Origin of the sequence: Flavobacterium sp. (assembly GCF_003525665.1) — a bacterium.
GTDB lineage: Bacteria > Bacteroidota > Bacteroidia > Flavobacteriales > Flavobacteriaceae > Flavobacterium.
The window spans coordinates 1,844-13,670 of the sequence record NZ_DQDX01000148.1 but is presented as its reverse complement, the minus strand read 5'-3'; the positions used below and the strand labels follow the sequence as shown (position 1 = coordinate 13,670).

At 33.2% G+C, this 11,827-nt stretch carries 9 protein-coding genes; 1 reads left to right on the top strand and 8 read right to left on the bottom strand.

What is annotated here, in order from left to right; all coding sequences use genetic code 11:
- Positions 1-103: 103 nt before the first annotated feature.
- From DIU01_RS10395 to DIU01_RS10370, 6 genes are all read right to left on the bottom strand, one after another.
- Positions 104-1,354 carry an OmpA family protein gene (locus tag DIU01_RS10395; protein WP_290834171.1) on the bottom strand — a complete coding sequence of 417 codons (1,251 nt, stop codon included), beginning with the start codon at positions 1,352-1,354 and terminating at the stop codon, positions 104-106.
- A gap of 643 nt (positions 1,355-1,997) precedes the next feature.
- A complete protein-coding gene (locus tag DIU01_RS10390) occupies positions 1,998-2,579 on the bottom strand; it encodes a hypothetical protein (RefSeq protein ID WP_290834169.1) in 582 nt (193 codons plus the stop codon).
- An 89-nt stretch (positions 2,580-2,668) separates the two neighbouring features.
- Positions 2,669-6,022, bottom strand: a complete 3,354-nt coding sequence (gene secA / locus DIU01_RS10385; protein WP_290834167.1) for a preprotein translocase subunit SecA — start codon at positions 6,020-6,022, stop codon at positions 2,669-2,671.
- 106 nt (positions 6,023-6,128) lie between these two features.
- Complete coding sequence (locus tag DIU01_RS10380) at positions 6,129-6,350, bottom strand: DUF2795 domain-containing protein (protein ID WP_022828503.1); 222 nt, start codon at positions 6,348-6,350, stop codon at positions 6,129-6,131.
- Between the two features lie 203 nt (positions 6,351-6,553).
- Positions 6,554-7,123: a cob(I)yrinic acid a,c-diamide adenosyltransferase gene (locus tag DIU01_RS10375; protein WP_290834153.1), complete on the bottom strand. Its 570-nt coding sequence runs from the start codon at positions 7,121-7,123 to the stop codon at positions 6,554-6,556.
- Between the two features lie 224 nt (positions 7,124-7,347).
- Complete coding sequence (locus tag DIU01_RS10370) at positions 7,348-8,046, bottom strand: ABC transporter ATP-binding protein (protein ID WP_290834151.1); 699 nt, start codon at positions 8,044-8,046, stop codon at positions 7,348-7,350.
- 162 nt (positions 8,047-8,208) lie between these two features.
- On the opposite strand from DIU01_RS10370, the gene DIU01_RS10365 reads away from it, so the two are divergent.
- Complete coding sequence (locus DIU01_RS10365) at positions 8,209-8,886, top strand: hypothetical protein (RefSeq protein ID WP_290834150.1); 678 nt, start codon at positions 8,209-8,211, stop codon at positions 8,884-8,886.
- A gap of 57 nt (positions 8,887-8,943) precedes the next feature.
- Here DIU01_RS10365 and DIU01_RS10360 read toward each other — a convergent pair whose 3' ends face one another.
- Together DIU01_RS10360 and DIU01_RS10355 are read right to left on the bottom strand one after the other, a co-directional pair.
- A complete protein-coding gene (locus DIU01_RS10360) occupies positions 8,944-9,723 on the bottom strand; it encodes an O-methyltransferase (protein ID WP_290834148.1) in 780 nt (259 codons plus the stop codon).
- 90 nt (positions 9,724-9,813) lie between these two features.
- Complete coding sequence (locus tag DIU01_RS10355; RefSeq protein ID WP_290834146.1) at positions 9,814-11,670, bottom strand: ABC-F family ATP-binding cassette domain-containing protein; 1,857 nt, start codon at positions 11,668-11,670, stop codon at positions 9,814-9,816.
- Between the last annotated feature and the right edge of the window lie 157 nt (positions 11,671-11,827).

Here is an 11,827-nt window from a genome sequence, read left to right as displayed (position 1 = left end):
AATAAACTATTTACTTTTTTATTTTATTTCAAAATTTAAGAATTAGATACAAAAAAAACCGCTGTAGCAATTACAGCGGTTTTCTATTATATTGAAACGTAAATTATTTTACAGAGAAAGTAACTCTTCTTACAATTTGACGCGCTTCTTTAGAATCTTTGTTCACAGAACTATCTTCACCATTAGCAACTACAGTTAATCTTGAAGCATTAATTCCTGAATTAATTGCAATGTTTTTAACAGCATCAGCTCTTCTTTGAGATAGAGCTTTATTGTAACTTACGTCACCAACTTCGTCTGCATATCCAATAATTTGAGCATTTTTAGAAGGATTAGCTTTAAGGTATTTCACTAAGAAATCAACTCCTGAAAGTGATGTGCTTGTTGGTGTATCAGAATTAAAATCGAAGTAAACATTTACAAATCCACCGTTGATTAATTCTTCAATAGTACCGTTTGAAGCAGTAGCATTACCATTTTGACCGTAAGTTTTGTCTAAATAACGTTCTAATTCGTCTGGAACACCATTTTTGTTAACATCAACAGCTTGTCCTTTAGAATTAACAGCAACTCCAGTTGTAGAATTTGGTTCTAAATCATATAAATCTGCAACACCATCTTTGTCAGTATCTGCAAGACCAGTTTCAAGGAATGCAAGTCTTTTTTCTAATGCTTCAATTTCATCTGTTTTGTTTTCAAAATACCAGTCAGCATGTTTTTCGTTTTTACCAAGGTAGAACGTTAAACCAACAGATGCATTCATAACAATTCCATCAATTGCGCTAGTAGTTACTTGGCCCATTCCATCAAAGTTGTTTTGTTGCTTTCCGTTAGCAATTCCAGTGATATCTCCAGTTAAAACGATACTATTGTTTAACTTGATTTGACCAGTTAATCCAAGAATTCCGTTACCCATGTAATCTTCACCTTGAAAACCATTTTTTGACGTTAATTGAGAAGCACCAAATCCACCATGTGCTAATAAACCAAATGTGTTAGTCCAAGTTTCAAAGTTTAAAACTCTACCAATATTTACAACACCTTGTAAACTTGTTCTTAAGTAAGTACTTTCAAAAGGTGCACTTGAGTGTCCATCTTCAAATTTATCATATCCAAAATCTAATTTCATACCAAATTTTGGGTTAAACATATATCTAACTCCTAAATCTGCGTGAAATAAATTAAACGTTTTAGTAAAATAACCAGAACTCAATGTTCTTGATGGTTTGTTAACTCCGCCATTTAATTCAATTGACCATTTGTCAAAACCTGATTCTTTTTTTTCTGTTTCTTGTGCATTTACATTTGCAATAGAAATCATTAAAAAGGATAATAATAGTAAATTCTTCTTCATAATTCTTTAATTTAATTAAACTCGTTCTCTTTTTTAGTGAGATTTTCCTGCAAAGATAGGCCTTTCATACCGACTAGGTTTACATCGTAATTTTAAAATCATACATAATTACCATGTTTGGATTGTAAAATTTCGGGTAATTAAGAATTAAAAAATAACATTGATAGTTATAACCTATTTAGGTAACGTAATACTCAAGAAATGAAGGATAAAGTAAGAAAACTGATAAAAATAATATTTTTGCGATTTTTTATAAATAAACAAAAATTGATGCTTTTCGTCTGTTTAATTGGTTATTTCATCGCATCTTTCGATTAATTAAACGCAGTAATTTTGATGTTTTGACCAATTAAATTCAAAAAAGCCGTCAGGAATAAGCTTGATTTTGTGATAATAGCAATGAATGAATTCTGAGTTGAATAGAATTAATTTGAAGTGCAGAGTGATTTTATAGTTATTGTGTGTGATTTAAGAATAAAAAAAACGCTTATAATTTTATAAGCGTTTCTATTTATTAATCTCTCTTTGGAGTGTTTTTCTTAGCTCGTTTTTCCTCTTTTTTTTCTTTAGCCGTTTTAAGAGGTTCTTTTTTTACAGTTTTTTTTGCGTCTTGACTTTTTGCCATGATATGATTGTGTTAAGTTTATAATCCTAATTCTTTTACTACTTTTTTATTTAAAAGCATTGCCATCAATTTATTTTCTTTGTCTTTGTTTAAAAAGCGCCATTGATTATTAGTTAGTTCATCAGAAATGGCTATCATTGTTGCTATTTTATTGATTTTGAAAGTTGTTTTCTCCTTATCAAATGTTATGTCTTCTGTTTCCATGGTAGATTTTAGTAAATCAATCATCATTTCAACATCTTCCTCTTCTAAGGTTTCTTTTAACGTTAATTCCATAGAAAGATTATGTTTCACAAGACAAATTTTTTGGTCATCGATTGTTTTTATTTCACCATAATTAAAGTTAGGATCAACAGCTAGTATCTTAACTTTCATTTCATCGGTACCATTAAAAGTTGCTATTAAAGCTTCTTTCATCTTATCCCTAGGTATAAATTTGTAAAGTTTTGGATAAGTATAATCTAGGATTTTATCATAATTTAAAGCGATTGTAGCATCATACGTTTTTTGTATTTCTGCTTTTAAAGCATTCAAATCTTGCGAGAAAGAAATAGTTGTAAAAAGAATACAAGCTAGTAAAAAGATAATTTGCTTTTTCATAAATTGTTTTACCAAATATAAATAAAAAATCCCCAACTGCTTTCACAATTGAGGATATTATTTTTAAACTGCAATTTGCAATCTATTTTTTATTCATTAACCAAAACCCATTCGCCAGTGGCTAATAAACTTTCGGCTTTTTTAAATTTCATAGTTTCGGTTTTTCCGGTTGCAACTTGTTTAATAGTTACATTGTCATTGCGATTAATTTTTGGTTGATCACGAACAATGGTTTCTGTTACTTGACGTTGTTGCGTTTGTCCAGCTTCTCTGTTTTGTTCTGCAAGTTCATCACTGTTTGGAATTTCACTTCTAGATTCAGTGTAATTTTCTTTCTGACGTACTTCAGTGCTAGCTTCTTGGATGTTGTTTTGTTGTTGAGGTAAATCACCTTTAAATAAAAATGAAATTACTTCTTTATTTACGCCATCAAGCATTGTTCTAAACAATTTGAATGCTTCCAATTTGTAAATTAGCAATGGATCTTTTTGTTCGTGAACTGCCAATTGAACCGATTGTTTCAGCTCGTCCATTTTACGTAAGTGTTTTTTCCAAGCTTCATCAACTATCGCTAGAGTGATATTTTTCTCAAAATCGGCAACCAATTGTGCACCATTAGATTCGTAAGCTTTTTTCAAATCGGTAACCACATTCAACGATTTAATTCCGTCTGTAAATGGAACAATAATTCGTTCAAATTTATTTCCTTCTTGCTCATAAACATTTGCAATAATTGGGAAAGCCTCACGTGCACTTCTTTCGGTTTTTTCAGTATAATAGTGCATTGCTGCTTTATAAACTTTACCTGTAATTTCTGTTTCAGATAATTTAGAAAAATCACCTTCAGAAATTGGAGAAGTAATAGAGAAATAGCGAATCAATTCAAATTCGAAATTTTTAAAATCTCCTGATGCTTTGTTGTCACCAACGATAACTTCGCAAGTGTCGTACATCATGTTGGCAATGTCTAATTTTAGACGTTCACCATGCAAAGCGTGACGACGACGTTTGTAAACTACTTCACGTTGCGCATTCATAACGTCATCATATTCTAATAAACGTTTACGTGTACCAAAGTTGTTTTCTTCTACTTTTTTCTGAGCTCTTTCAATAGATTTAGTCATCATAGAATGTTGGATAACTTCACCTTCTTTCAATCCCATTCTGTCCATTACTTTTGCAACTCTATCGGAACCAAATAAACGCATTAAGTTATCTTCAAGCGAAACATAAAATTGTGAACTTCCTGGATCACCTTGACGACCAGCACGACCACGCAACTGACGGTCAACACGACGTGAATCGTGACGTTCTGTACCAATAATTGCTAAACCACCAGCAGCTTTTACTTCTGGAGTTAGTTTGATATCGGTTCCACGACCAGCCATATTGGTTGCAATTGTTACTACACCAGGTTTTCCAGCTTCGGCAACAATTTCTGCTTCACTTTTGTGCATTTTCGCATTCAAAACGTTGTGATTAACACCGCGCATTTTTAACATTCGACTTAATAATTCTGAAATTTCTACTGACGTTGTTCCAATTAAAACTGGTCTTCCAGCTGCAGAAAGTTGCGTTACATCTTCAATTACTGCATTGAATTTTTCACGAACCGAACGGTAAATTAAATCTTCTTTATCTTTACGAGCCATTCCTCTGTTGGTCGGAATTTCTACTACGTCTAATTTATAAATTTGCCATAACTCACCAGCTTCTGTTACTGCAGTTCCGGTCATACCAGCCAATTTGCTGTACATACGGAAATAATTTTGCAAGGTAATTGTAGCAAATGTTTGTGTTGCAGCTTCAATCGTTACGTTTTCTTTTGCCTCAATAGCTTGGTGTAATCCATCAGAATAACGACGACCATCCATGATACGACCTGTAGATTCATCTACAATCATCACTTTATTGTCCATGATAACATATTCTGTATCTTTTTCGAATATAGTGTAGGCTTTCAATAACTGCGTAAGTGTATGAATTCGCTCTGATTTTACTGCAAAATCTTGAAATAATTTCTCTTTAGCTTCTGCTTCTTGATCTTTTTCAAGGTTTTGTTTTTCGATGTTGGCAATTTCTGTTCCAATATCTGGAAGAACGAAAAACGTATCATCGGTATCTTGTGATAAGAATTTAATTCCGTTATCAGATAATTCTACTTGATTGTTCTTTTCTTCAATTACAAAATACAATGCTTCGTCAACCATTGGCATCTTGCGATTGTTGTCTTGCATGTATTCGTTTTCAGTTTTTTGAAGTAATTGTTTAATTCCTTCTTCACTTAAAAACTTAATTAATGCTTTGTTTCTTGGATAAGCACGATAGGCTCTTAATAATTGAAAACCACCATCTTTAGTATTTCCTTCTTTAATAAGTTTTTTAGCTTCGGTTAAAAATCCGTTGGCTAACTGACGTTGTAAATTGAAAAGATTTTCGATTTTTGGTTTTAATTCGTTGAATTCGTGACGATCACCGTCTGGAACCGGACCAGAAATAATTAATGGCGTTCTAGCATCATCAATTAATACCGAGTCAACCTCATCGACAATAGCATAATTGTGTTTTCTTTGAACTAAATCTTCTGGCGAATGCGCCATGTTATCTCTTAGGTAATCAAATCCAAATTCGTTATTTGTTCCATAAGTAATGTCGGCTTCATAAGCTTTTCTCCTTGCAACAGAGTTTGGAGAGTGATTATCGATACAATCTACTGTGATTCCGTGGAATTCGAATAAAGGTGCTTTCCATGTACTATCACGTTTTGCTAAATAGTCATTCACGGTTACTAAATGCACGCCATTTCCAGTCAAAGCATTTAAATAAAGTGGAAGTGTCGCTACTAGAGTTTTTCCTTCACCTGTTTGCATTTCAGAAATTTTTCCTTGGTGAAGAACGATACCACCAATCAACTGAACGTCGTAGTGAATCATATCCCAAGTAATTTCTTTTCCAGCAGCATTCCAAGTGTTTGACCAATTGGTTTGATCGCCAACTAAAGTAATGTAAGGTTTTGTCGCCGAAAGTTCTCTATCTTTTTCAGTTGATGTAACTGTAATTGTTGAATTTTCTTTAAAACGTCTAGCAGTTTCTTTCACAACAGCAAATGCTTCTGGAAGAATTTCCATTAATACTTTTTCAGAAATTTCGTAAGCTTCTTTTTCTAAAGCGTCCATGGCATTGTAGATGTCTTCTCTGTCATCAATGTCAATTGTGTTTTCTGCTTTTAGTTTAAGTTCGGCAATTTTAGCATCTTTTTCGGCTCTTGCAAGCTTGATTTTTTCTTTGAAAGTTACAGTTTTTGCTCTTAATTCATCGTGTGACAATGCCATTAATGCACTTTCAAATGATTTTATTTTGACAACTAAAGGTTGGATTGCCTTTACGTCTTTTTGAGATTTATCGCCTACAAATGCTTTAAGTATGCTATTTATGAAACTCATAATGGTTTTATTTTATATTTTTAGTGTTCCGAAAGTTCGGGATTGCGAATTTAAACAAAAAAAAAGCCCCAATGGAGACTTTTCTTCTGTTGTTTTAGTTTATTTTTTAATATTCGTCCTCGTTCCAAAGATAATCTTCGTCAGTTGGATAATCTGGCCAAATTTCTTCCATAGATTCATAAATTTCACCTTCGTCTTCAATAGACTGAAGATTTTCTACTACTTCAAGTGGAGCACCAGCTCTAATTGCGTAATCGATCAACTCATCTTTGGTAGCAGGCCACGGTGCATCACTTAAATACGATGCTAATTCTAATGTCCAATACATCTTCTTTGGGTTTTAATTTGTGCAAAAATAAATTTATTACTGAAAAAGTCAAGTTTTTTTTGATTTATTTTTCAATAAAGTTTAAGAACGTCTTTTTTTAAATTCCAAATTTTAAATTCCAAAATCCAAAAATGCTCTATTTTACTTGCATTACAGGAATTATTTATTGGAATTTGGAATTTGACTTTTGAAGTTTTAAAATACTATTTTCTCGGTATCCATTGTACTTCATCGGCGTTTAAATCGAATGACAACTTCCGTGCCAATACAAAAAGGTAGTCAGAAAGTCGGTTTAGGTACTTAATTACTAGTTCGTCTGTTGGTTCTATGTCATTTAAATGTACGGCTAAACGTTCGGCACGACGGCAAACGCAACGAGCTATATGACAATATGACACAGTTGTGTGTCCGCCTGGAAGAACAAAATGTGTCATTTGCGGAAGCGATTCTTCCATAGCATCGATTTGATTTTCTAGGTATTCGATATCAGATTCTTGAATGCCAAGATTTTGTAGTCTTTTTTCACCATTTTTAAGTGTTTCTTTTTCTGGTGGTGTTGCTAGAATTGCGCCAACGGTAAAAAGTCTATCTTGGACTTCTATTAATACGTTTTTGTAAAGTTGATTTATTTCTTGGTCGCGAATTAATCCGATGTGCGAATTTAATTCGTCTACGGTTCCATAACTTTCTATACGTATGTGGTGTTTGGGAACTCTTGTGCCACCAAAAAGTGCTGTTGTTCCTGTGTCACCTGTTTTTGTGTATACTTTCATTGCTGATATTAGATTTTTGATATTAGATAGTAGATTTTGGAATCTAAATTATTCTAAAGTTTCTTTTTTCAAAGGTAACAAAAATTAAAATGGATTGCCAACTAGCCCTGACAGGAGGAAGTAGCTCTCGTTTTTTAACGAGACTACTTCGTATGGCAGGAATAAGGATTACTGATAAAGCCCAAGCGATTCGCTCCTCACTTCGACAGTGATCAATGTGATAGCTATAAATGATTGGTATTTTGGGTATCGCTTTCAATTAATCCGTCACGAAGGCGAATTACTCTGTGGGCATATTGTGCGATGTCTTCTTCGTGAGTTACAAGAATTACGGTGTTTCCTGAGGCGTGAATGTCTCCAAAAAGTTTCATGATTTCTACCGATGTTTTACTGTCTAGATTTCCTGTTGGCTCATCGGCAAGAATGATAGATGGTTTGTTTACCAAGGCGCGAGCTACGGCAACTCTTTGTCGTTGTCCACCCGAAAGTTGGTTGGGTTGGTGGTCCATTCTATCGGATAGGTTTACTTGTGTAAGCACTTCGGTTGCACGAGCATTTCTTTCTGATTTAGAATATCCTGCGTAAATCATTGGTAAGGCAACGTTGTCTAATGCGGTTGTTCTCGGTAAAAGGTTGAAGGTTTGGAAAACGAATCCGATTTCTTTGTTACGGATTTCGGCCAAATCGTCGTCGTGCATTTGGCTGACGTCTTTTCCGTTAAGGATATAGCTTCCAGAAGTTGGTGTGTCAAGACATCCTAAAAGGTTCATTAAAGTAGATTTTCCTGAACCCGATGGGCCCATCAATGCTACATATTCGCCTTTGTTTATTTGTAAATCGATTCCTTTTAAAACATTAATAATTTCGGTTCCAAGAACGAAATCGCGCTTTATATTGGTGATGTTGATGAGTGGTTGTGACATATCTTCTTTTGACTAATTTATAGCATTAGTAGTTAATAACCGGATAAAGTTACAAACTTTAACAACAAAAAACGAGAATTGTGTAAGATTAAAAAATTAATGTGTAACGCTGCTGATTGATGTTAGGACTAATTTTACATTAAATATTAAAACTTATTAATTATGAAAAAAGGTATAGTAAAATTCGGATTGTTTTCGATGGTGTTACTAGGATTAGTTTCTTGTAAAAATGATGAAAAAGAATTGGCTGATAAAAGAATTAGCGAATTAGAAAGTTATGTGGATTCATTGAAAACAGTTGCTGCTGCAGATATGGAAACCAATTGGGATCAAATTGCTGCAGATTTCGACAGAAAAAGCACGGAAGCTAATGCTGCATTGACAAATTTGGATGAAGAAACAAGAAATGCATCGCAACAAAAGATTGATGCTGCACGTTCTTCTTATGATGGTTTCAAAGTAACTCTTGAAACTAAAGCTGCCGAAACAACTGCAGTTGCTTCTAATCCGAATCAAATGCTACGTGACCGATTTTTTGGTGCTGGTAAAGTAGGTGAGGACATGAACTTTTCTTGGGTAAACAAAGATAATATCTTGAGTGTTTATGATGCTTTCTTTCAATCGTATAAAGACAACAAAGAAAACTTTACAAGAGAAGATTATGATGAAGTAAAATTGATGTATGAAGCATTGGATAGCAGAAAAAATACTGTTGAAAAAGAAGGATTAAGTTCTGAAGACAACGGTAAAATTGCTTCTATCAAATTTAAATTTGGACCAATGTTTAAAATGAACAGAATTGGTGCGAAAAGTAGAGAAACTGCTGAAGCAAAAGAATAATATTAAGTATGATTATTAATTCAGGAAAAGACAATCAGGGATGGTTGTCTTTTTTTTTTATGTTCTAATCACAAAATGTTCTTTTAATTGTTCACTTCTAAAGAAAACAATTCCCCATTGAAAAGTATCAATTGTAACCGTAACTTTAGGATGATTTTTAATTATTCCCCAAGCTTCTTCCATGTCTTTACTCCAATGAATATCATCAAAAATCCATACAGAATCGTTTGTTATTGTTGGAATTAAAAGTTCGAAATACTCCAAAGTTGCTTTTTTGGAATGATTGCCGTCGAAATAAATGAGGTCGTAGGTTGTAGGTTGTAGGTTGTAGGTTTTTAGATAGTCTTCAAATTTTGTATTTATAGATTCAACATTATTGATATTGAATTTTTGTAATTGCAATTGACATTGATTAATTGTATTGGGACAACCTTCTAAAGTAATGACTTTGGTATTTTTACTTCCTAATGACAAAGCCGATGTCGCTAAACCTAACGAAGTTCCAATTTCAAGAATGTTATCAGGCTGAAAATAATTTACAATTCTGAATAATAATTCCGCTCTTTTAGATGAAATCCCAGCGTTTTTTGCAATTTGATTTATAGGTCGTGTATTACTTTTAAAAACTCGCGAACCAGCACCAAAATCAGTCACTTCAATGGTGTTTTTATTTTCTAAAAGAGAATTTCTGTAGTTTTTTAAAATGGAATATTCTGGATATTTTTTTTTATCATAAAAACATTTCGTAACCAAACTATACACAAACGGCGAATGCACTCCGTGTTGATTCTTGGAGTTCCAGAGGAAGTTTAGATATGATTTTATAATCTGTAGCACAGAGTTTCACAGAGTTTTTCACAGAGCCATACAAAGATAATAGAGATTTGTGAATCTCTGTGCTTTTCTCTGTGAATCTCTGTGTAATAATTATTCCATTTTAGAACTCAATTCAAACCAACGTTCTTCTTTTTCTTCCTTCAAATTAATTACTTTTTGAAGTTCTAAAGCTTTCGCTTCAATTTCGTTATCAGCAACTTTCCCTTCAGAAAATAATTGTTCGATTTGTTTCTTTTGATGTTCTAAATCTTTTATTTCTTTCTCGATTTTATTGAATTCTTTTTGTTCGTTAAAATCTAAACCAGACGAAATAGTTTTAGTTTTCCAATTGTTCTTTTCCTTGTTATCATCTTTATTTGCTGGTTCAGCCGAATCTTCATAAGCTCTAAAATCAGAATAATTTCCTGGAAAATTTTCTACAATTCCGTCGCCTCTAAAAACGAATAAATCATCAACAATTTTATCCATAAAATACCTATCGTGAGAAACCACAAGCAAACAACCTGGGAAATCCAACAAGAAACTTTCTAATACATTCAACGTTACGATATCCAAATCATTCGTCGGCTCATCCAAAATCAAGAAATTCGGATTCTGAATCAAAACCGTACATAAATACAATCGTTTCAATTCGCCACCAGAAAGTTTTTCTACAAAATCGTATTGTTTTTTGCTATCAAATAAAAATCGTTCCAACAATTGACTCGCCGAAATCAATTTCCCTTTCATCAACGGAATATATTCTCCGTATTCCTTAATAATATCAATAACGCGTTGTCCCGGTTTTGGGTTAATTCCGCTTTGTGTGTAATAACCAATTTTAATAGTATCACCAGTTACCACTTTACCAGAATCAGTCGGAATCGTTTGTGTCAATAAGTTCAAAAAAGTCGATTTTCCAGTTCCATTTTTACCGATAATTCCAATTCGAGCACCACGCTGAAAATCAAAACTAAAATTTTCTAAAATCTTTTTATCGCCAAACTTTTTCGAAATTTTATGCAACTCAATAATCTTGCTTCCAAGACGTTCCATATTAATTTCAAGTTCAATTTTGTTCTCTTTTCTGCGACTTTCGGCAACTTCTTTTATTTTGTAAAAATCATCTTGACGAGATTTTGACTTGGTAGTTCGTGCTTTCGGTTGTCTTCGCATCCACGCCAATTCCTTTACAAAAAGATTTTGCGCTTTATCAATCGTAGCACTTTCAGAAATTAGACGTTCTTCTTTTTTCTCTAAATAATAAGAGTAATTTCCTTTGTAACTGTATAATTTTCCGTTTTCTAATTCAATGATTTCATTGCAAACGCGTTCTAAAAAGAAACGGTCGTGCGTAACCATAAACAACGTAACATTTTCTTTAGCAAAATAACTTTCTAGCCATTCAATCATCTCTAAATCAAGGTGATTGGTAGGTTCATCCAAAATCAATAAATCAGGTTTATTAATCAAAATAATCGCCAACGAAAGACGTTTTTTCTGTCCACCAGACATGTTTTTCACCTTCAATTTGAAATCCTCCAACTTCAATTTGAATAAAATTTGTTTGAATTGCGTTTCAAAATCCCAAGCATTAAAACGATCCATATCGTCAAACGCTTTCTCATAAGCTTCGCTATCTTCTGGATTTTCAAGTGCTTTTTCGTAACGCTCAATTACGTGTAAAATTTCATTATCACTTGCAAAAATACTTTCCTCCACCGTCAACTCATCTTGCAACTGCGGAACCTGCGACAGAAACGACATTTTAATATCTTTTCTCATCACAACTTGCCCAGTATCAGGCGTATCGTCGCCATTAATAATTTTCATTATTTGGGTTTTTCCCGAGCCATTTTTGGCAATAAAAGCAATTTTTTGGTCCTTATTAATTCCAAAGGAGATGTCCTTAAACAACGTTCGTTCGCCAAATGATTTCGATATATTTTCTACAGAAAGGTAATTCACAAGTGTATTTTTTTTGCAAAAGTAAGTCATTGAAAGCAAGGAAACAATCTTTAATTTAATTAGGAGCGAATGGTTTGGGATTTGTCAGCAATCCATTTTCCTGCTTTTCATTCCAATCTTTTATCAATTGCCTCGGGTTTAAACCCGAGGCAATTGA

What these genes read in the sequence shown, in the direction of transcription:
- DIU01_RS10395 (WP_290834171.1), bottom strand. Translation starts at nt 1,354, where the DNA reads ATGAAGAAGAATTTACTATTATTATCCTTTTTAATGATTTCTATTGCA.
- DIU01_RS10390 (WP_290834169.1), bottom strand. Translation starts at nt 2,579, where the DNA reads ATGAAAAAGCAAATTATCTTTTTACTAGCTTGTATTCTTTTTACAACT.
- secA (WP_290834167.1), bottom strand. Translation starts at nt 6,022, where the DNA reads ATGAGTTTCATAAATAGCATACTTAAAGCATTTGTAGGCGATAAATCT.
- DIU01_RS10380 (WP_022828503.1), bottom strand. Translation starts at nt 6,350, where the DNA reads ATGTATTGGACATTAGAATTAGCATCGTATTTAAGTGATGCACCGTGG.
- DIU01_RS10375 (WP_290834153.1), bottom strand. Translation starts at nt 7,123, where the DNA reads ATGAAAGTATACACAAAAACAGGTGACACAGGAACAACAGCACTTTTT.
- DIU01_RS10370 (WP_290834151.1), bottom strand. Translation starts at nt 8,046, where the DNA reads ATGTCACAACCACTCATCAACATCACCAATATAAAGCGCGATTTCGTT.
- DIU01_RS10365 (WP_290834150.1), top strand. Translation starts at nt 8,209, where the DNA reads ATGAAAAAAGGTATAGTAAAATTCGGATTGTTTTCGATGGTGTTACTA.